Genomic DNA, 18,991 nt, shown 5'->3' with positions numbered 1-18,991 from the left:
CCCGTACAGCAGGCGCCCCCGCCGGTGGCCCCCGAGGACGACTTCGCCGAGGAGGACGATCCCGACCTCGTGGAGAGCGCCCTGACCGGACACGACCTGATCGTGCGCGAGCTGGGCGCCACCGTTGTGGAGGAATACACGAACGAGTAGCGGCTCCCGATTGGGTGGCCGCACGAAACGAGCCACTGCGGCCGGGCTACCCTGGGCGGCGTGAAGGTCCTCGTCATCGGCGGCGGCGCCCGCGAACATGCCCTGTGCCGCTCTCTGTCCCTCGACCCCGACGTCTCCGCGCTGTACTGCGCTCCCGGCAACGCCGGCATCGCCGAGGTGGCCGAGCTCCGCCCGGTCGACGCCCTCGACGGCGATGCCGTCGCCGCCCTCGCCACCGAACTCGGCGCCGGCCTGGTCGTCGTCGGCCCGGAGGCCCCGCTGGTCGCCGGGGTCGCCGACGCCGTGCGCGCCGTCGGCATCCCCGTCTTCGGCCCGTCCGCCGAGGCGGCGCAGCTCGAAGGCTCCAAGGCCTTCGCCAAGGACGTGATGGCCGCGGCCGGGGTCCCGACCGCCCGCAGCTACGTCTGCACCACCCCGGAAGAGGTGGACGCGGCCCTCGACGCCTTCGGCGCCCCCTACGTCGTCAAGGACGACGGCCTCGCGGCCGGCAAGGGCGTCGTGGTCACCGAGGACCTGGCGGCCGCCCGCGCCCACGCGCTCGGCTGCGACCGCGTGGTCATCGAGGAGTACCTCGACGGCCCCGAGGTCTCCCTCTTCGCCATCACCGACGGCGTCACCGTGGTCCCGCTCCAGCCCGCGCAGGACTTCAAGCGCGCCCTGGACGGCGACCAGGGCCCGAACACCGGCGGCATGGGCGCCTACTCCCCGCTGCCCTGGGCCGACCCCAAGCTGGTCGACGAGGTCATGGAGCTGGTCCTCCAGCCCACCGTCGACGAGCTCCGCCGCCGCGGCACCCCCTTCTCGGGGCTGCTCTACGCCGGCCTCGCGATCACCAGCCGCGGTACCCGGGTCATCGAGTTCAACGCCCGCTTCGGCGACCCCGAGACCCAGGTGGTCCTGGCCCGGCTGCGCACCCCGCTCGCGAGCGTGCTGCTGAACGCCGCCAACGGCACCCTGGACACCGAGGCCCCGCTCGTCTGGCGCGACGACGCGGCCGTCACGGTGGTCATCGCCTCCCACAACTACCCCGAGACCCCCCGCACCGGGGACCCGATCGAGGGCCTGGCCGACGTGGCCGCCGAGGACGCGCCCGACGCGTACGTGCTGCACGCCGGGACCCGGCGCGAGGGCGACGCGATCGTCAGCGCGGGCGGCCGCGTGCTGTCGGTGACGGCGACCGGTTCCGATCTGGCCCAGGCCCGCGAGAAGGCGTATAAGGCGGTGGCGCGCATCCGGCTGGACGGATCGCAGCACCGTACGGACATCGCGGCGAAGGCGGCCGCGCACAGCTGACCAGCGGCTCCGCAGACCCGCGGGCCCGGTGCGCAGAACCTGCGCCCGGGCCCGCGGGCGTGTCCGCGTGCGAGTGCATCCGGCCGCGTTCGAACGCAGCCACCTTTACCCAAAGCCATTCCATCGGGTGATCGTCACCCCGTCTGCCTGACGACCGGGCGTGCCCCAACTAGGGTGCGGCGCAAGCATTCCGGCACTTGGCCCACCGGCATTGCGATGTCAGTGGCGGGTGTCACAGTGGGGGAGTGAGCAACGTCGTCGCAGGGCAGAGGGGGTGAGGTCCGGCCGTGTCCGGAACCGGTTCGATCATGGAAGCGGGCGTGCCGTCCGCACGTTCCCGCGCTCTCGCCGTGCTGCGCGTACGCAGCAGGGCCCTGGCCGTCGGGCTGTTGCCGGCCGCCCTCGCGGTGGTGCTGGTCGCCGCCCGGATGACGGGCCGGCTGGCCGCTGAGCCCTGGCCCGTCGTGACCCTCGTCGTGTGCCTGGTCGCGGCCGTGGTGCTGCTGGTCGGCGGGATCTTCGCCGCCGTGGTGCTGCGGGCGAGCCCCGCCGTGACGCCGACGGTGCCGCTGTCGGAGGCCGCCGCCCCCGATCTCTACCGGCTGGTGCGGGACCTGGCCGACCGGATGGACGTGCCGCCGCCCTCCGCGATAGCCCTCACGCCGGACTGCGACAGCTGGCTGGAGGACCGCACCCACGCGGCCCACCGCCGGAGCGCCATATCCGCCGGTCCGGAGTCCGAGCAGGGTGCGGCCCCCGTGCTGGTGATCGGTTCGCCGTTCCTGTGGTGGATGCGGGTCGCGGAGCTAAGGGCGGTCCTGGCCCCGGTCGTCGCCGGTACGGGTCCTTCCGCGCACCCGGACATAGCCGACGCGCGCGGCTTCGTACGGGGCCTGGACGCGGCCGTGGACGTAGGAAACCGTCGCGGGCTCGGCTGGATCGCCGCCCCGGCCCGGCTGCTGCTGCGGCTGTGCCGGACGGACGCCACCGAGATGGAGCGCGGGGTGGCCGCGGCCGCCTCGGAGCGTGCACAGGATGTGGACTACGGGCTGCGCATCGTCGCCCAGGAGCAGGTCGGCCTCGCCTACGCGGGCTGGGACCGGCTGCTGACCCGGGTCGCGCTGCCCGCCTGGCGGATGGGCCGCTGGCCCGCGCACCTCGACGCCGGAGTGGTGTCCGCGCTGACCGAACTCTCCCGGCGGGACCGGCTGGCCGAGGGGTTCACCTCGCGGCTCGGTGAGCGCCCCGCCTGTGACCTGCTGGAGCAGCCCGGGGTGGTCGACCAGACGACCTCGCTGCTGGCCGCGCGCCTCTTCCACGGCGGTCCGGCCGAGCCCGGGCCGGACTGGTCCCCGGTGGACTGGGAGGCCTATCCGGAGGAGGTCGTGGACCGCAAGTGGCGTGCGGAGGCGGCCCGGCTGCACGCGGCGCTGGACGCCCTGGCCGTTCCGGCGGGACTGCCCGCCGGCCCCGCCGGACCGAACGCAGCCGCCGGAGCTGCAGGGCCCGCAGGGGCCGGCGGACCCGTGGTCCTGCCCGGCTCGTCATCGGCCGCGGCCTCGTCGGGCCCGTCCGGGGCGACCGGACCGGCCGCAGCAGCCGCGGCGGCGGGAGCGGCCACGATCGAGGCCACCGGCTCCGCCCCGCCCACCGTGGACGGCTTCGCCGGGCCCACGCTGGAGCGGGTGCTGGGGTACCTCACGGACCCCGCCGGCGAGGGTGCGGCCGGGGAGGCCCTGGCCGGCCGGCTCAGCGGGGACCTGGCCCGCGAGGAGCGGGCCGCCGGTGCTGCGCAGCCCTCGGCCGGGAAGGCGCGCGGCGCCGACGCCGTGCCGCTGTTCCCGCTCCAGCCGCCGCGCAGCGGCCGGGACCTGCTGGCCGACCACGTGACGGCGATGGTGTGCTGTGCGGCCGTGGACTCGGCCGGGGCCGCCCCGGGGCTGGACTGGCTCGACGGGCCGGTCCTGCTGGTCGGCGGCGACCGCCGCTCCGACCTGGCACCCCGTGTGCTGTGCCTGGTCGAGGACGGGAATCCGGAGCCCCTGCGGGACTGGCTCGCGGACCTCGGCGTCCGCCCGGAGAAGCCGGTCCGCCTGGTCTGAGCGGGCCGGGACCGCGCCCCGGCCGCGCCCCGGGACCGCGCCCAGAGCCCGCCCCGGGAGGACTACGACTCGTACGCACAAGCGGATGCGAATGTTCCGGTCTCGTCAATTCACGACGAACGGTGACGGACTGAGTGCGTTATGTGATGTGCTGGGACCGGTCGCGGCTGGATGTCCTGAACCGGGGTGTCCGAGAACAGCCTCTCAGGAGAGCGTCTGCCGCGCACCGACAGGATGCACGCCCGTTCGGGGGAGCGTAGGGAGGGGAGCGGTCATGGGTGCGGACCAGATCCGGCGTTGGGAGTCAGGTGCGCTCGCGCACGCGGTGACCGATCCCTTCGGACAGGGCCCCCTGCCCTGGTTCCGGGGGAGCGAGCTCTACTTCGACGACACCGGCCACGTCGTCCCCTGGTACGTGGATCCGGCCGCCGCGGCGGCCGGCACCGGCCAGATCCCCCGCGCCCGCGGCAACGGCGGTCCCCGCACCGCCGACGACGTGCACCGCCAGATCAAGGGCTTCGCCTCCACCGGCGCGGTCACCCCCGGCGAGGCCATCGACTTCCACATCACCGTCGACCCGCCCCAGCAGTTCTCCGTCGACGTCTACCGGATCGGCCACTACGGCGGCGACGGGGCCTCCAAGATCACCACCAGCCCCCGTCTCTCCGGCATCGTGCAGCCGGCCCCCCTGGCGGCCGACCGCACCGTCTCCTGCCACCACTGGTGGCTGTCCTGGCGCCTGCAGGTCCCGTCCTACTGGAGCGTCGGCGCGTACGTGGCCGTCCTCACCACCGCCGACGGCTACCGGTCCCACATCCCCTTCACGGTCCGCGACGGCCACCCCGCCGACTTCCTCCTCCTGCTCCCCGACATCACCTGGCAGGCCTACAACCTCTACCCGGAGGACGGCCGGACCGGCGCCAGCCTCTACCACGCCTGGGACGAGGACGGCCGGCTCCTCGGCGAGCAGGACGCGGCCCACACCGTCTCCTTCGACCGCCCCTACGCGGGCGCCGGCCTGCCCCTGCACGTCGGCCACGCCTACGACTTCATCCGCTGGGCCGAGCGCTACGGCTACGACATCGCCTACGCCGACACCCGCGACCTGCACGCCGGCCGCGTCGACCCCACCCGCTACCGGGGCCTGGTCTTCCCCGGCCACGACGAGTACTGGTCGGCCCCCATGCGCCGCACCGTCGAGCGCGCCCGCCTGAACGGCACCTCGCTCGTCTTCCTCTCCGCCAACACCATGTACTGGCAGGTCGAGCTCTCCCCCTCCCCCTCCGGGGTCGCGGACCGGCTCCTCACCTGCCGAAAACGGCGCGGTCCGGGCCGCCCCAGCCTGTGGCGCGAGGTCGACCGCCCGGAACAGCAGCTGCTCGGCATCCAGTACGCCGGCCGGGTCCCCGAGCCCGCGCCGCTGATCGTGCGCAACGCCACGCACTGGCTCTGGGACTCCACCGGCGCCGGCGAGAACGACGAGCTGCCCGGCCTGGTCGCGGGCGAGGCCGACCGCTACTTCCCGCGCACCCAGCTCCCCGAGCACCAGGACCGGATCCTGCTGGCGCACTCCCCGTACCTCGACAGCGAGGGGCACCGGCGCCACCAGGAGACCTCGCTCTACCGGGCGCCCAGCGGGGCGCTGGTCTTCGCCTCCGGCACCTTCGCCTGGTCCCCGGCCCTCGACCGCCCGGGCCACGTCGACGAGCGGGTGCAGCGGGCCACCGCCAACCTCCTCGACCGGATCTGCAAGCGCGACTGATCCGCGACGGGCCGCCCGTGGCGTGCGACCGACCCCCGACCGACCCGCGACCGACCCACCCCTGTCCACAGGAGTGGACGAAGGTGCGCGAGAATCGGGGTGCGCTCATACAGAACCACAGGGAGACCCCGTGTCCGGATTCGTCGAAAAGCCCGAGCCGGTTCAGGTTCCGGGCCTCGTCCACCTCCACACCGGCAAGGTGCGCGACCTCTACCGCGACGAGGACGACCGCCTCGTCATGGTCGCCAGCGACCGCATGTCCGCCTTCGACTGGGTCCTGCCCACCGAGATCCCGGACAAGGGCCGCGTCCTGACCCAGCTCTCCCTGTGGTGGTTCGACCAGCTCGCCGACCTCGTCCCGAACCACGTCATCTCCACCGACCTGCCCGCGGGCGCCCCCGCCGACTGGGCCGGCCGCACGCTGATCTGCCGCAACCTGGACATGGTCCCGGTCGAGTGCGTGGCCCGCGGCTACCTCACCGGCTCCGGCCTCGCCGAGTACAAGCAGACCCGTACGGTGTGCGGGCTCGGGCTCCCCGAGGGGCTCGTGGACGGCTCCGAGCTGCCCGGCCCGATCTTCACCCCGGCCGCCAAGGCCGAGGTCGGCGAGCACGACGAGAACGTCTCCTACGAGGAGGTCGCGCGCACCACCGGCGCCGAGACGGCGGCGCTGCTGCGCCAGACCACCCTGGCCGTGTACGGCCGCGCCCGGGACATCGCGCGCGAGCGCGGCATCATCCTGGCCGACACCAAGTTCGAGTTCGGTTTCGACCCGAAGGACGGCACCCTGGTCGCCGCCGACGAGGTGCTCACCCCGGACTCCTCCCGCTTCTGGCCGGCCGACCAGTGGGAACCGGGCCGCTCGCAGCCCTCCTTCGACAAGCAGTACGTCCGCGACTGGCTGGCCTCCCCGGCCTCCGGCTGGGACCCCAAGGGCGAGCTCCCGCCGCCGGCCCTCCCCACGCAGGTCGTCGCGCAGACCCGTGCCAAGTACATCGAGGCCTACGAGCGGCTCACCGGCCTGAACTGGTCCTGAGACACGAAGAAGCCCCCGGTCCGAGGACCGGGGGCTTCTTCACTGCAGAGCGGACAACGCGACTCGAACGCGCGACATCCACCTTGGCAAGGTGGTGCTCTACCAACTGAGCTATGTCCGCAGGTGCGCCGTAACGCGAGAACTACTATACCCAACCTCGCTCGCGTGCGAGACGCACTGCCGTGTGACGGTTCTCGGCGCCCAGCTTCGTCGCCGCCGAGGACAGGTAGTTCCGTACGGTCCCCTGCGACAGTGCGGCCCGCTCGGCGATCTCCGCGACCGGGGCCCCGTCCGCGGCCAGTTCGAGCACCTCGGCCTCCCGCGCGGTCAGTGGCGAGTCCCCCGCGCTGATCGCGTCGGCCGCCAACTCCGGGTCCACGTAACGGCCGCCCGCGTGCACGGTCCGGATCAGTTCGGCCAGCCGCTGCGCGGAGACCGTCTTCGGTGCGAAGGCCCGCACCCCCGCGGCCAGCGCCCGCTTCAGGTGTCCCGGGCGGCCGTGACTGGTCACGATCATGGCCTTGCAGTCGGGGAGCTCGGCCCGCAGCGATGTGGCGACACTCACACCGTCGGCGCCCGGCATCTGCAGGTCCAGCACCGCCACGTCCGGCCGGTGGGCCCGAGCCATCGCCAGTGCCTCGGGGCCCGAGGCCGCCTCCGCGACGACGAGCAGGTCGTCCTCCAGGGCGAGCAGGGCCGCCAGGGCCCCGCGGATCAGATGCTCGTCGTCGGCGAGCAGTACGCGTACGGGGCTCACGCCCGCACCTCCAGTCGTTGCGATTCCCGGTCCGGTATCTCCGCGAGCAGCCGGAACCGGCCGTCGCCCACCAGTCCTGCCTGCAGGGTCCCGTCCAGTGCGGCGAGCCGCTCCCGCAGCCCGGCCAGCCCGGAGCCGGGCGGCCCGGCGGGGGCGTCCGGTGCCCCGTCGTTCTCCACCACCAGCGTCACGGAGCCGGTCTCCGGGGCGGTCAGCCGGATCAGGCACCGGTGCGCGTCCCCGTGCCGCAGGACGTTCGTCGTCGCCTCGCGGACCACCCAGCCGAGGGCCGACTGGACCTCGGAGGGCAGCTCGCGCCCGGGCCGGAAGTCGACCCGGCAGTCCATTCCGGCCGCGCTCAGCACCCCGCGCGCGCCCTCCAGCTCCACCGCGAGATCCGCCTCCCGGTAGCCCCGCACCACGTCCCGGACCTCGCGCTGGGACTCCTGGGCTATCCGCTGCACCTCGATCATCTGCTCCACCGCCTCCGGCCGTTCGCGCCGCGCCAGCTGGACGGCCAACTCGCTCTTGAGCGCGATCACGGCCAGGTTGCGGCCCATCACGTCGTGCAGGTCGCGGCCGAACCGCAGCCGCTCCTCCGCCACCGCGAGGCGCGCCTGGACCTCCCGCGAGCGGTCCAGCTCGTAGACCGTGTTCAGCAGCCACGCGGAGAAACCGCTGGTGAAGCTGAAGAACAGGCTGCCCAGCAGGATCCCGACGAGATACCCCACGGCCTCGCCGGCGGGCAGCCCCAGGGCGAGTGCGGCCAGACTCGTGCCCGCCGCCGCGGCCGGGGGCACGTACCGCATCCTGCGCACCGACCGCAGGCACATCACCAGCGAGCCGGAACCGAAGCAGGTCAGCCCCAACACCAGCGCCGGCGCCGTCGAGGGGTCCCCGAGCCTTCCGGCGGCCTGCAGGGCGAGGACGGCCAAGGTGGCGGCGCCCGTCGCTGCGGCCATGAACACCGCGAGCCGGACCGGGCGTTCGCGCCGCCCCACCACCCAGTCCAGGGCCCTGGAGTTGAGCACCCCGCACAGCACCGCGTGGGCGCACAGCACCACGAAGAGCGTTCCGGGCACCAGGGCCGAGGACGTGCCGGCCGCGGCCGCCACCGGAACCAGCCCGAAGGAGACGATCTCGAGGAGCACGAAGAGGTGGAACGACCACCGGGTGTAGATCTCCAGCTTCCCCGCACTGCTGCGGTTCTTCCACCACCCCGTCAGCTTCGACACGGTCCCGTCCCCCGGCTCCTCTAGCGGCGCGGTTCCCAGCGGAACCACTTCTGCACAGCAAACATGGTGATCATGACCCAGGCCAGCGTGTTGAGCGCAGCCCCCAGCAGGTCGTAGGCCTCGGCGCCACCGCTCCAACCGGCCCGCACCAGGGTCATCACCCCGCTCAGGGGCAGCAGCTCGCACAGGGAGGCCGCGAGGTCCGGCAGCGAGTCCGCCGGCATGAACAGCCCCGAGCCGAGCACGGTCACCAGGAACAGCGGCAGCGTGGTGAGGCCGGCGGTCTCCACGGTGCGGGTGAAGGAGCTGGTCACCGCGGCCATCCCGGCCAGCAGCACCACGCCGGCGAGGACGGCCGCCACGAGCAGCAGCGGGTTGCGGGGCATGCGCACGTCGAGCACGGCCGCGCCGGCCACCGCGAGCACCGCGATCTGGCCGAGCGCGAGGACGGCGGCGGGCAGCGCGGTCCCGGCGAGGATCTCCAGGTCGTTCGCCTCGCCGGTGCGCAGCCGCTTGAGGACGAGCTCCTCGCGCCGGGCGACGTAGGCGGAGACCAGGTTCATGTAGACGACGAGGACCAGCACCATGCCGATCCCGCCGGTCAGGGTGGCCTCGCCGACGGCCTCGGCGCCCTCGACCCCGCTGAGGGAGGAGCGCAGGACGAACACCATCAGCAGGGGCATCAGGACGGCCACGCCGAGCGCGGCCCGGTTGCGCACCAGCAGGGTGAGCTCGGAGCGGCCGAGCGCGGTGAGCCGGCCGGGGTTCAGGGTCAAGGTGTTCATCGGTTCCCCGCCATCGTGTCCTCGGTGCGGCCGCCGGCGCTGCGGCGGTTCTCCGCGATCTCCAGGAAGGCCTCCTCCAGGGAGGCGGACCGGGCGTCGAGCCCGTCCAGTTCCACGCCGTTCTCCCGGGCCCAGCCGAGCAGTGCGGTCAGGTCCGCCTGGAGCCGTTCGGTACGGATCTCCACGCGCCGCCCGTCGGCCGCCGCGTGCAGCGCCAGCGGGAGCCGGGCCGCCGGCATCCCGGCCGGCAGGGTGAAGCGGATCCGGGACGGCCGGGTGGCGGTCACCTCCGCCGGGGTGCCCGACAGGACGAGTTCCCCCTCGTGGAGGATCGCGAGGCGGTCCGCGAGCTCCTCGGCCTCCTCCAGGTAGTGCGTGGTCAGCAGCACCGTGGTGCCCTGCGCCCGCAGCTCCCGTACCAGTGCCCAGGTGTCCCGTCGCCCTTCGGGATCCATCCCGGTGGTCGGCTCGTCCAGGAACAGCACCTCGGGGCGGCCGAGCAGGGCCAGCCCCAGGTCCAGGCGCCGCCGTTCGCCGCCGGAGAGCTGTTTGACCCGTACGGAGGAGCGCGCGCCCAGGCGGACCAGTTCCAGCACCTCCGCCGTCGGGCGGGCGCCGGTGGTGACCCCGGCCCACATCCGGACGGTCTCGGCGACCGACAGGTCGGAGGGGAAGCCGCCCTCCTGGAGCATGACCCCGGTGCGCGGGCGGACCTGGGCCCGGCGCGTGTACGGATCGAGCCCGAAAACGCGCACCCGGCCGTCGCTCGGCGCGGCCAGCCCCTCCAGCAGCTCGACGGTGGAGGTCTTGCCCGCGCCGTTGGTCCCGAGCAGGGCGAAGACCTCGCCGCGCGCCACGGAGAAGGAGACGCCCCGGACGGCCTCGAATCCGCCGGCGTAGCCGCGGCGCAGGCCCTGGGCTTCGATCACGGTGTCAGTCATGACTCAAGCCTCGGGGCGGCCGGAACGGGCCGGCAGTGCGCGCTGTCACGACCCCCGATGACATTTGTCAGGGGGCGTCCGCCACCGCCCGTGGAGGACGGGGAGGGGAAAGGGACGGAATACGAAGAAGGCCCCGATCGCAATGATCGGGGCCTTCTGCATACAGAGCGGACGACGCGACTCGAACGCGCGACATCCACCTTGGCAAGGTGGTGCTCTACCAACTGAGCTACGTCCGCATGCAGTGCACCACCGGGGTGGTGCGTGCATCACTCTACCCGATCCACCGTGGTGGTCGGAAAGCGATGCGGAGCGGGTGACAGGAATCGCACACTGCGCCTTCCCTCTGGAAGAGGGATGTTCTGCTACTGAACTACACCCGCACGACCTCGGAGGCTCTGACCTGCGGCCTGGCCCCTTGGCGTGATCCACACACTAGCCGACGGATGGGGGTGGATGGCAAATCGACCCTCAGTGGGCCGCGTTGTAGGCCTCGTAGATCTTCTTCGGGATGCGGCCGCGCGGGGGCACGTCGTACTGGTTGGACCGGGCCCAGGCCCGGACGACCGCCGGGTCGGGGGCCACGGAGGTGTGCCTGTAGGCCTTCCCCGAGCGGGACTGGCGGCGGCCGGCGGCCACGAACGGGGCCAGGCCCTTCCGCAGTTTCTTTGCGTTGGCCACATTGAGGTCGATCTCGTACGACTTACCGTCCAGAGCGAACACGACCGTTTCCGCCGCTTCTCCGCCATCGATGTCGTCGGAGAGCGTGACTACTACGCGCTGCGCCACGGATATCGGTCCCTTCGTGCGACGTCGCCACCTGCTGACGTGCGGTGATGTCGCCTGTGTGGATGTTTCGGGGCAATGCATCTTTCATCCCCCCTTGCGAAGCCACAAAAGGCACTCGCACGGAGTGATTCCTTTGTACCCCGATTCCCATTGCATTGCGAAGCCCAGTTAATTCTCTCCGCGTGTCCCGCCGCAATGCCGGGTACGTGGTTTTCCGGCGGATTTTGCGAAGCGTTGGTGAGGTCGAAACGGCCCGGTGATCGCGCCCTCCGGATATCTACCCGCGTAGAAATTTTGGCCGGGTACGCTGAGGGAACCGCCTTCGCACCAACCACCACACGGGAGTGCCCGATGGCACGCGTCGTAGTCGACGTCATGCTCAAGCCGGAGATCCTCGACCCCCAGGGCCAGGCGGTGCAGCGTGCACTGCCGCGCCTGGGATTCGAGGGGATCGCCGACGTCCGCCAGGGGAAGCGCTTCGAACTGGAGGTGGAGGGACCGGTCGACCAGGCCGCCCTCGACCGCATCCACAAGATGGCCGAAACGTTCCTCGCCAACACCGTCATCGAAGACTTCACCGTGAAGGTCGAGGCCTGACGGTGACCACTCGCATCGGAGTCGTCACGTTCCCCGGAACGCTGGACGACCGTGACTCGCTGCGCGCCGTCCGCCTCGCGGGGGCCGAGCCGGTCTCGCTGTGGCACCGCGACAAGGACCTGCATCAGGTCGACGCGGTCGTCCTCGCGGGCGGCTTCTCCTACGGGGACTACCTGCGCGCCGGGGCCATCTCCCGCTTCTCGCCGGTGATGGAGACCATCATCGAGCAGGCCAAGGGCGGCATGCCCGTCCTGGGCATCTGCAACGGCTTCCAGGTCCTCACCGAGGCCCACCTGCTGCCGGGGGCGATGCTCCGGAACAACCACCTGCACTTCATCTGCCGCGACCAGAAGCTGCGGGTGGAGCACGCGGAGACCGCGTGGACCGGCGACTACACCGCCGGCCAGGAGATCTCCGTACCGCTGAAGAACATGGACGGCCGGTACGTCGCCGACGAGCGCGTGCTCGACGAACTGGAAGCCGAGGGCCGCGTGGCCTTCCGCTACCTCGACGTCAACCCGAACGGTTCGCTGCGCGACATCGCCGGCATCACCAACGCCGCGGGCAACGTCGTCGGCCTCATGCCGCACCCCGAGCACGCGGTCGAGCCGCTGGTCGGGACCGGCCGCACCGACGGCCTCCCGTTCTTCACCTCGGTCCTGAAGAAGCTGGTCAGCGCATGAGCCTCGACACCGTCAAGCACGCCACCGAAACCCCGGACGCCTCCCAGCCGTGGAAGGAGCTCGGCCTCAAGGAGGACGAGTACGCCCGGATCCGGGAGATCCTCGGCCGCCGCCCGACCGGCGCGGAGCTCGCCATGTACTCGGTCATGTGGTCCGAGCACTGCTCGTACAAGAGCAGCAAGGTCCACCTGAAGCAGTTCGGTGAGAAGGTCCCGCAGAACGACGCCATGCTCGTCGGCATCGGCGAGAACGCCGGCGTCGTCGATGTGGGCCAGGGCTACGCGGTCACCTTCAAGGTCGAGTCGCACAACCACCCCTCGTACATCGAGCCCTACCAGGGCGCGGCCACCGGCATCGGCGGCATCGTCCGCGACATCCTCGCCATGGGCGCCCGCCCGGTCGCGGTCGTGGACCCGCTGCGCTTCGGCGCGGCCGACCACCCCGACACCAAGCGCGTCCTGCCGGGCGTCGTCGCGGGCATCGGCGGCTACGGCAACTGCCTCGGCCTGCCGAACATCGGCGGCGAGGTCGTCTTCGACGCCTGCTACCAGGGCAACCCGCTCGTCAACGCCGGCTGCATCGGCGTGATGAAGCACGAGGACATCCACCTCGCCAAGGCCTCCGGCCCCGGCAACAAGGTCATCCTCTACGGCGCCCGCACCGGCGGCGACGGCATCGGCGGCGTCTCGGTCCTCGCGTCCGAGACCTTCGACGACACCAAGCCCACCAAGCGCCCCGCCGTCCAGGTCGGCGACCCCTTCCAGGAGAAGCTCCTCATCGAGTGCACCCTGGAGATCTTCAAGGAGAAGCTGGTCGCCGGCATCCAGGACCTCGGCGGCGCCGGGCTCTCCTGCGCCACGAGCGAGCTGGCCTCCGCTGGCACCGGCGGCATGCGCGTCGAGCTGGACACCGTTCCGCTGCGCGACGCGACGCTCTCGCCCGAGGAAATCCTCATGAGCGAGTCGCAGGAGCGCATGTGCGCGATCGTCGAGCCCCAGCACGTCGACCGCTTCATGGAGATCTGCGAGAAGTGGGACGTCATCGCCACCGTCATCGGTGAGGTGACCGAAGGCGACCACCTGGAGATCTTCTGGCACGGCGAGCTCATCGTGGACGTGCCCCCGGGCACCGTCGCCCACGAGGGCCCGACCTACCACCGCCCGTACGCGCGCCCCTCCTGGCAGGACGCGCTGCAGGCGGACGACGCCGGCAAGCTGCCCCGCCCGCAGACCTCCGAGGAGCTCCGCGCGCAGGTCCTGGCCCTGGTCGCCTCCCCGAACCAGGCCTCGAAGTCGTGGGTCACCGACCAGTACGACCGGTTCGTGCAGGGCAACACCGTGCTCTCGCAGCCCGAGGACGCGGGCATGATCCGCATCGACGAGGAGTCGAACCTCGGCGTGGCCATGGCCACCGACGGCAACGGCCGCTTCGCCAAGCTCGACCCGTACACGGGCGCGCAGCTGGCGCTGGCGGAGTCGTACCGCAACGTGGCGGCGACCGGCGCGAAGCCGCTGGCCATCTCCGACTGCCTGAACTTCGGCTCCCCCGAGGACCCGGACGTGATGTGGCAGTTCGCCGAGGCCTGCCGCGGTCTCGCGGACGGCTGCCTGGAGCTGGGCACCCCGGTGACCGGCGGCAACGTCTCCCTGTACAACCAGACGGGCGAGACCGCGATCCACCCGACCCCGGTCGTGGCGGTCCTCGGTGTGATCGACGACGTCAACCGCCGTACGCCGATGGCGTTCTCGGAGGCCGGCCAGCTGCTGTACCTGCTGGGCGACACGGCCGAGGAGTTCGGCGGTTCGGCCTGGTCGCAGGTCGTCCACGACCACCTGGGCGGCATGCCGCCGAAGGTGGACCTGGGCCGCGAGAAGCTGCTCGCCGAGATCCTGATCTCGGCCTCGCGCGACGGCATGATCGACGCCGCGCACGACCTGTCCGACGGCGGCGTGATCCAGGCGCTCACGGAGTCCTGCCTGCGCGGCGGCAACGGTGCGCGGATCGTGGTGCCCGAGGGCCTGGACGCCTTCACCTTCCTGTTCTCCGAGTCCGCGGGCCGGGCCGTCGTGGCCGTTCCGCGCAGCGAGGAGCTCCGCTTCACCGACATGTGCGGTGCGCGGGGCCTGCCGGCCGCCCGCATCGGCGTGGTGGACGGCGAGGAGATCGAGATCCAGGGCGAGTTCACCCTCCCGCTGGCCGAGCTCCGCGCGGCCCACGAGGCGACGATCCCGGCCCTGCTGGCCTGATCCCGCCGTAGCTCGTACGAGGCCCCGTCCACGCTGTGGGCGGGGCCTCGGCCGTGCTCGCGCCCGGTTGGTACGGCCGGGCCGTCGCCTGCGCGAGGGGGCAGAGGCAGGGTTTTCCAACTGCCCGAGCCGGGAGCGGCCGCCACCCGGCTCCTGCCGGACCGGGGACGCCGGCGCAACCGGGTCAACGCACCGGTGCTGGCCGTGGCGGTGGCCGGCATCGCCCTCGCCGGCCGGGTCCTCCAGGGCGAGTACGAGACCTGGCAGGACCGCAAGCTCGTCGACGAAGCCTGCGCGGGACTTGCGGATCCGCGTACGGTCATGCGCCTGAGCGGCCGGGTCGAATCCGTGGGACTCGACGGGGGCCGGCCCGGCCGCAGTGCGCAGGCCGTGGGCATCGCGCACATCTGCGTGCTCGCCCCCCCGGGACGGGACGGCGAGGAGAGCGACGGGGAGTACTTCTCCCTCACGGTCCGCGAACTCCCCCACCCGTACCCCTTCCACCTCGTCGGGGACGGCGACCACCCCTTCGAGCACCGCAGCAGCCGCGCCGGCGAAGACGTCACCGCCCGGACCGACCGCCCCAGCCGGCACCCGCTGGGCGACGGAACCCCGGGCGACTACGGGCGGCAGACCGTCACCGTCGCCGCCGCTGCGAGAAGTCGTCCGTACTGGTCTCCGCGGCCGCCGGCTCCGAGGAGGGGAGCGAAGCCGACCGCAGGCAGCTGCTCGCCGGGATCGCCCGGGAGGGGGCGGTGCGCGCGGCGGCCCGCCGCGGCTGCGAGCCGGAGGTCCCCGGGCTACCGGAGCGGATTCCCGGGGCCGCCGCCGACCTGGGCCCGGCCGGGGCAGGGCAGGGCACGTACGTCGGCTCCCTCCCGGCCAAGATCTCGGGTCGTCGAGCGCAAAGCCGGACGGCAGGGCGGCGTCCTCTTCGGATCCGCCGACTGCCAGGGCCGCCCGGCGGTCTCCACCCTGCAGGCGGCCGCCGGGTACGGCGAGCTGGTGGAGCCGCGCCTGGCCGAGCTGTTTCAGGGCCTACGCCGCCGATGCCGCCGCGCGGCGCGGCTGCACGGAGCTGACGCTGCCCGGATAGGGTCACCGCATGCCGCCCGCCAGGAAGAAGCCGCGCACCTACGACCCTGCCAGGATCCGTACGGCCGTCACCACGCAGTTCGCGCATGTCGGCGCAGCCGTGGGGGAGTTGGGGCCCGAACAGCTGGCGCGCCCGAGCGGGCTCGGGGACTGGAGCGTCGCCGACCTCGCCGGGCACATCGCGTGGATCGCGGACTCGCTGGCCGGTGGCCTCGCCCGGCCGCCCGCCGCCATCGCCGAACTGTCCGCCGTCGAATGGCCCTTCGCGACCGCCTCCCTCGCCGGGAAGATCTCCGAAGCGGCCCGCGAGACCCTGACCGGGGCCCCGCTGCCCGAGCTGTACGAGCGGGCGGCCGCCCGGATGGCCGAGGCGCTCGCGGCGCATCCGGGCACCCGCGTGCTGAGCCTGTGGATCGGGGACATGACCCTGGCCGACTTCCTGGTCACCCGGACCGTGGAGCTGGTGGTCCACACCGACGACCTGAACCGGGCCGCCGGACTGGCCGTCCCGATCGAACGGCAGGCGCTGGCCGCCTGCACCCGGCTGCTCGCCGACGCCCTCGCGCTCAAGGCCCCGGGCGGTGCGGTCGAGGTACGGGTCCCGCCCTTCGCGGTGGTCCAGTGCGTCGAGGGGCCGCGCCACACCCGCGGCACCCCGCCGAACGTGGTGGAGACCGACCCGCTGACCTGGATCCGGCTCGCGACCGGCCGTACGGGATGGGCCGAGGAACTCGCCGGGGCGCGGGTCAGCGCCAGTGGCGAGCGGGCCGACCTGTCCGCGCTGCTCCCGCTGATGAGCTGAGCGCGGCCATGACGGAACCGTCCCGGCGCCCCGTCCGTCCCAGGGGCATGCGTACCTTCCGGCACGTCCACACGCCCGCGGGGCTGGCCCTCGTACTCGCCCTCGCCCTGGCCGGCTGCGGCAAGGTCGAGGAGGGCGGGGGCGCCCGGCTGCCCGATGTCGTGGGCTCCTGGGCCGTCGAGTCGCTGACCACCGGCGGCCGCACCCTGCACGCCCCCGAGGCCGCCCGGGTCGACATCGCACAGGACGCGGCCGCCGGCAGCTACGGCTGCAACGGCTTCAAGGCGGCGGTCGTCCTAGACGGCGAATCCGCCCTGACCGTCACCCCCGGCATGACGACCGCCATGGCCTGCGAGGACATGGAATTCGAGACGGCCTTCGCCCAACTGTTCACGGGCCGGCTGACGATCGACCGGGGTCCCGATCGGCTCACCCTGAAGACCGCCGACGGGAGCACCATCGCGATGACCTCGAAGCCCCCGGCGGCGGCCGCCCCGCTCACCACGACCGAGTGGACCGTCGAGTCCCTCATCAGCGGCGGGACCGTGTCCTCGGTGCCCGCCGAGGCGGCCGGCAAGGCGCACTTCGCCATCGCCCCCGACTCCACCGCGAGCGGCAGCCTCGGCTGCAACCGGTTCAGCGCCAAGGCCACCGTCGAAGGTCCCACGCTCACCTTCGGGCCGCTCACCACGACCCGGATGGCCTGCGAGGGCCAGGTCGGCGAGCTCGAGCGGACCCTGACCCTGCTGTTCGGCAGCGGTCCGCTCACCACGAAGATCGAGGACCAGACGCTGACCCTGACCGCACGGGACGGCAAGGGCCTGACCGCCCGGGCGGCCTCGGCCGCGGAATGACCCCCGCCGCGGCCGCCACCGGGGCCCTTCTCGCGGCCGCCACCGGGGCCCCTCCCGGGGCCGCCGCCGGGACTGCGCCCGGGCGCCGCCGGGTCAGCCCGGGTAGGGCAGCAGCCCGGCGTCCACCTTCTCCCAGGCCGCCCGCAGCTCCGCCAGCCGGGCCGGCTCCACGGCGGCCTTGTCGGCCTGTTCGCGGATGTCACCGGCCAGGTTGAAGAGCTGGTCCCTGCCCGCCTTGCCGCGGTAGTACTTCCAGTCCCCCCGGCGCAGCGCCCGCTCGCCCCGGACCCGCCAGAACAGGTCCCGCGCGGCGACCTCCTCGCCGCGCAGCAGGTAGCCGGCCAGGCTCACCCCGTCGAGGGGGTACGCCCGGTCCGGCCGCGCCCCGGCCACCTCCAGCAGCGTCGCCGTCCAGTCCGGGCTGAACACGGGCACGTGGCTGACCTGGCCGCCGTCCAGCCGGGCGGGCCAGCGGGCGATGTTCGGCACCCGGATCCCGCCCTCCTGCAGGGAGGCCTTGTTTCCGGACAGCGGCCAGTTGTACGAGAAGCGCTCGCCGCCGTTGTCGCTGGAGAAGACGACCAGGGTGTCGTCCTCCTGGCCGGAGCGCTTCAGCGCCTTCAGGACCTCGCCGACCGAGCGGTCGAGGTCCTCGACCATCTGCTTGTACTTCTCGACCGAGCCGCCGTCCTGGTGCCACAGGGCCCGGCCGTCGCCCGCCTTGATCCGCCGGACGATCTCGGCGCTCTCCGCGGTGTCCCCGTCGGCGATCCACGGCCAGTGCGGGGTGGTGAAGTTGAGGTTCAGCAGCCACGGCTTGCCGTGGTGGTCGCGGGAGACGTACTCGCTCGCCCGCTCGGTGATGATCCGCGTGTAGTAGCGCAGGTCCTTGTACTCGGCGTCACCCTCGTAGAGGTCGTACTCGCCGCCCGGGCCCAGCTTGGAGTAGTACTCCAGGGCCCCGCCGAAGTTGCCGAAGAACTCGTCCCAGCCGGACCTGGTCGGGCTGTGGTCGGGCAGGTAGCCCGCGTGCCACTTGCCGATCAGGGCGGTGGCGTAGCCGGCTCCCTTCAGGAGCGAGGCCAGCGTCGGATGCGTGGGGTCGAGGCCCGCGGACTTGTCGGCGATCGGCTCGGCCAGGCCGCCCTTGGTGCGGCCCGGGTAGCGCCCCGTGTAGAGGCTGAAACGGGTCGGCGAGCAGGTCGCGGAGCCCGAGTAGGCGTCGGTGAACCGGACGCCCTGGCGGGCCAGCCGGTCGAGGTTCGGGGTCTTGATGTGCGGGGAGCCGTACGCGGAGAGGTCGGCCCAGCCCAGGTCGTCACCCAGGATGAACAGGATGTTGGGCCTGCGGCCCCGCCGGCCGCGAGCGGCCCGGAACTCCCGCTCCTGGGGGCCCGCGGCTTGGGCGCCGGCGCCCTCGGCGGCCTGGGCGGGGGCGGCGCCCAGCGCCACGGCGGCGGCGGCCGCGGTCACGCCGACGGCGCCTCCGAAGGCACGACGGGACAGCTCGTTCTCGTACGAAGACACAGGTACTCCAGGGCACGGTCCGCGGGCCGGCTCCGGGCGGGGCGCGGGACGGGGCGCGGCACGGCGGAGCGGGGCGGGGCGGAGCGGAAAGGGGAAAAGGCGAGGAAGAGTTGTGGCTACGCGGAACAGCGACAGATGGCGCTCGCGACACGGACCAGGTCTACGTGGCGGCGCTCGACGAGGGTGACGGTGCGGTCACCGAGAGGCTGCATGGACCGAGAGCCTGTACGAATGCCTTCGTACATGTCAACAAGGTGATCCGAATACCGAGACGGAGGCGTGCCGTCACCCTCTGTGCTGTGACATTTCCCGGCCG

General features: G+C 72.8%; 16 protein-coding genes and 3 tRNA genes. 9 read left to right on the top strand and 10 right to left on the bottom strand.

The annotated features are described in order from the left end of the window. Positions 1 to 210 precede the first annotated feature (210 nt). The 4 genes from purD to PV721_RS13705 all read left to right on the top strand — a co-directional run bounded on the left by purD (position 211) and on the right by PV721_RS13705 (position 6,364). Positions 211 to 1,464 carry a phosphoribosylamine--glycine ligase gene (purD, locus tag PV721_RS13720; protein ID WP_319723763.1) on the top strand — a complete coding sequence of 418 codons (1,254 nt, stop codon included), beginning with the start codon at positions 211 to 213 and terminating at the stop codon, positions 1,462 to 1,464. 308 nt (positions 1,465 to 1,772) lie between these two features. Beyond that, the gene (locus tag PV721_RS13715; RefSeq protein ID WP_319723766.1) at positions 1,773 to 3,566 is read left to right on the top strand and encodes a hypothetical protein; all 1,794 of its coding nucleotides are present in this window, start codon (positions 1,773 to 1,775) and stop codon (positions 3,564 to 3,566) included. 274 nt (positions 3,567 to 3,840) lie between these two features. Beyond that, positions 3,841 to 5,328 carry a N,N-dimethylformamidase beta subunit family domain-containing protein gene (locus tag PV721_RS13710; RefSeq protein WP_319723760.1) on the top strand — a complete coding sequence of 496 codons (1,488 nt, stop codon included), beginning with the start codon at positions 3,841 to 3,843 and terminating at the stop codon, positions 5,326 to 5,328. 130 nt (positions 5,329 to 5,458) lie between these two features. Next, complete coding sequence (locus tag PV721_RS13705) at positions 5,459 to 6,364, top strand: phosphoribosylaminoimidazolesuccinocarboxamide synthase (protein ID WP_319723758.1); 906 nt, start codon at positions 5,459 to 5,461, stop codon at positions 6,362 to 6,364. Positions 6,365 to 6,412: 48 nt separating this feature from the next. Here PV721_RS13705 and PV721_RS13700 read toward each other — a convergent pair. The 8 genes from PV721_RS13700 to PV721_RS13665 all read right to left on the bottom strand — a co-directional run bounded on the left by PV721_RS13700 (position 6,413) and on the right by PV721_RS13665 (position 10,871). Beyond that, a tRNA-Gly gene (locus PV721_RS13700) sits at positions 6,413 to 6,485 on the bottom strand. A gap of 24 nt (positions 6,486 to 6,509) precedes the next feature. Further along, positions 6,510 to 7,121, bottom strand: coding sequence for a response regulator transcription factor (locus tag PV721_RS13695; protein WP_319723756.1), 612 nt, complete (start codon positions 7,119 to 7,121; stop codon positions 6,510 to 6,512). Further along, positions 7,118 to 8,356: a sensor histidine kinase gene (locus PV721_RS13690; RefSeq protein ID WP_319723753.1), complete on the bottom strand. Its 1,239-nt coding sequence runs from the start codon at positions 8,354 to 8,356 to the stop codon at positions 7,118 to 7,120. The genes PV721_RS13695 and PV721_RS13690 overlap by 4 nt, the downstream gene beginning before the upstream one ends. Before the next feature lie 20 nt (positions 8,357 to 8,376). Beyond that, a complete protein-coding gene (locus tag PV721_RS13685) occupies positions 8,377 to 9,141 on the bottom strand; it encodes an ABC transporter permease (protein WP_319723751.1) in 765 nt (254 codons plus the stop codon). Further along, on the bottom strand, positions 9,138 to 10,082 hold the full coding sequence (locus PV721_RS13680; RefSeq protein ID WP_319723749.1) for an ABC transporter ATP-binding protein: 945 nt from the start codon (positions 10,080 to 10,082) through the stop codon (positions 9,138 to 9,140). Before PV721_RS13680 ends, PV721_RS13685 begins: the two co-directional genes overlap by 4 nt. 166 nt (positions 10,083 to 10,248) lie before the next feature. Continuing rightward, positions 10,249 to 10,321: transfer RNA gene (locus PV721_RS13675), tRNA-Gly, on the bottom strand. Between the two features lie 72 nt (positions 10,322 to 10,393). Next, positions 10,394 to 10,465 (bottom strand) — tRNA-Gly (locus tag PV721_RS13670). Positions 10,466 to 10,553: 88 nt separating this feature from the next. Next, a complete protein-coding gene (locus PV721_RS13665) occupies positions 10,554 to 10,871 on the bottom strand; it encodes an Lsr2 family protein (RefSeq protein WP_319723746.1) in 318 nt (105 codons plus the stop codon). 351 nt (positions 10,872 to 11,222) lie between these two features. Here PV721_RS13665 and purS point away from each other — a divergent pair, with 351 nt between their 5' ends. The 5 genes from purS (at position 11,223) to PV721_RS13640 (ending at position 17,148) form a co-directional block, all read left to right on the top strand. After that, complete coding sequence (gene purS, locus PV721_RS13660) at positions 11,223 to 11,468, top strand: phosphoribosylformylglycinamidine synthase subunit PurS (RefSeq protein WP_030009438.1); 246 nt, start codon at positions 11,223 to 11,225, stop codon at positions 11,466 to 11,468. A gap of 2 nt (positions 11,469 to 11,470) precedes the next feature. Then, positions 11,471 to 12,151 (top strand): phosphoribosylformylglycinamidine synthase subunit PurQ, encoded by a 681-nt coding sequence (purQ, locus tag PV721_RS13655; protein ID WP_319723742.1) that lies wholly within the window; start codon positions 11,471 to 11,473, stop codon positions 12,149 to 12,151. Then, positions 12,148 to 14,397 (top strand): phosphoribosylformylglycinamidine synthase subunit PurL, encoded by a 2,250-nt coding sequence (gene purL, locus PV721_RS13650; protein ID WP_319723740.1) that lies wholly within the window; start codon positions 12,148 to 12,150, stop codon positions 14,395 to 14,397. The genes purQ and purL overlap by 4 nt, the downstream gene beginning before the upstream one ends. A gap of 1,105 nt (positions 14,398 to 15,502) precedes the next feature. Continuing rightward, complete coding sequence (locus PV721_RS13645) at positions 15,503 to 16,294, top strand: maleylpyruvate isomerase family mycothiol-dependent enzyme (RefSeq protein WP_319723739.1); 792 nt, start codon at positions 15,503 to 15,505, stop codon at positions 16,292 to 16,294. A 47-nt stretch (positions 16,295 to 16,341) separates the two neighbouring features. Beyond that, a complete protein-coding gene (locus PV721_RS13640; RefSeq protein ID WP_319723737.1) occupies positions 16,342 to 17,148 on the top strand; it encodes an META domain-containing protein in 807 nt (268 codons plus the stop codon). Between the two features lie 93 nt (positions 17,149 to 17,241). On the opposite strand, the gene PV721_RS13635 is transcribed toward PV721_RS13640, so the two are convergent. Both PV721_RS13635 and PV721_RS43875 read right to left on the bottom strand, forming a co-directional pair. Then, positions 17,242 to 18,675: a sulfatase-like hydrolase/transferase gene (locus PV721_RS13635; protein ID WP_319723736.1), complete on the bottom strand. Its 1,434-nt coding sequence runs from the start codon at positions 18,673 to 18,675 to the stop codon at positions 17,242 to 17,244. A gap of 116 nt (positions 18,676 to 18,791) precedes the next feature. Then, positions 18,792 to 18,887: a putative leader peptide gene (locus tag PV721_RS43875; RefSeq protein WP_324617183.1), complete on the bottom strand. Its 96-nt coding sequence runs from the start codon at positions 18,885 to 18,887 to the stop codon at positions 18,792 to 18,794. Between the last annotated feature and the right edge of the window lie 104 nt (positions 18,888 to 18,991).

The organism is Streptomyces sp. MB09-01, from assembly GCF_033794505.1.
Taxonomy (GTDB): Bacteria; Actinomycetota; Actinomycetes; order Streptomycetales; family Streptomycetaceae; genus Streptomyces.
Note: the sequence above shows the minus strand (reverse complement) of the source record. Positions and strands in the feature narration are given on the sequence as shown.

Bases quoted from the DNA above. Each gene is read 5' to 3' on its own strand.
- PV721_RS13640 (WP_319723737.1), top strand. From the start codon at position 16,342: ATGCGTACCTTCCGGCACGTCCACACGCCCGCGGGGCTGGCCCTCGTA.
- PV721_RS43875 (WP_324617183.1), bottom strand. From the start codon at position 18,887: ATGCAGCCTCTCGGTGACCGCACCGTCACCCTCGTCGAGCGCCGCCAC.
- PV721_RS13710 (WP_319723760.1), top strand. From the start codon at position 3,841: ATGGGTGCGGACCAGATCCGGCGTTGGGAGTCAGGTGCGCTCGCGCAC.
- PV721_RS13680 (WP_319723749.1), bottom strand. From the start codon at position 10,082: ATGACTGACACCGTGATCGAAGCCCAGGGCCTGCGCCGCGGCTACGCC.
- PV721_RS13715 (WP_319723766.1), top strand. From the start codon at position 1,773: ATGGAAGCGGGCGTGCCGTCCGCACGTTCCCGCGCTCTCGCCGTGCTG.
- purL (WP_319723740.1), top strand. From the start codon at position 12,148: ATGAGCCTCGACACCGTCAAGCACGCCACCGAAACCCCGGACGCCTCC.
- PV721_RS13645 (WP_319723739.1), top strand. From the start codon at position 15,503: ATGCCGCCCGCCAGGAAGAAGCCGCGCACCTACGACCCTGCCAGGATC.
- purS (WP_030009438.1), top strand. From the start codon at position 11,223: ATGGCACGCGTCGTAGTCGACGTCATGCTCAAGCCGGAGATCCTCGAC.
- PV721_RS13685 (WP_319723751.1), bottom strand. From the start codon at position 9,141: ATGAACACCTTGACCCTGAACCCCGGCCGGCTCACCGCGCTCGGCCGC.